1 protein-coding gene is annotated in these 524 nt (G+C 62.8%); it reads right to left on the bottom strand.

Going from position 1 to position 524, the window contains the following annotated elements; all coding sequences use genetic code 11:
* Positions 1–3 precede the first annotated feature (3 nt).
* Positions 4–441, bottom strand: coding sequence for an SRPBCC family protein (locus ACTXG5_RS07815; RefSeq protein ID WP_445163133.1), 438 nt, complete (start codon positions 439–441; stop codon positions 4–6).
* Positions 442–524 lie beyond the last annotated feature (83 nt).

The raw sequence follows: 524 nt of genomic DNA, 5'->3' as shown, positions 1-524 counted from the left end.
GGCCTAGCCTTCGAGTTCCTTCTTCAGGTTGGAGAGCACCTCGCCCTGAATTTTCTTCAGCCCCAACGGCGCAAAGGTCCTTTCGAAAAAACCCTTGACACCGCCGGCGCCCGTCCAGCTGGTCTTCACGGTCACGCTGGATCCGGGACCCGCCGGAGCCACCGTCCAGTTGGTGACCATCGACGAATTCGCGTCCTTCTCGATGACGGTGTGACCAGCGACGTCGACGTTGGCCTGCACATCGCGGCTACGCGATTTGGTGGCCTGCAGCTTCCACTTGACCACGGTGCCCTGGCCTTGCCCGCCCTGCAGCACCTGGTACTCGCTGTACTGCGGAGACAGGATCTTCGGGCGGACGTTCTGATAGTCCGCCACCGCGGCGAATGTGGCCGCGGGCTCGACGTTGAGCAAGATCGTGCTGGCTGCGCTGACCTGTGCCATCGGGCGCGACTCCTCTGTTGTGATACCGCCCGCACGCGGATGCACGGGGTGTTGTCGAAGACTAGGGTATATGTGGTGCCAGG

The sequence above is a fragment of the Mycobacterium sp. Dal123C01 genome (assembly GCF_052566995.1).
This window is presented reverse-complemented; position numbering and strand designations above follow the sequence as displayed.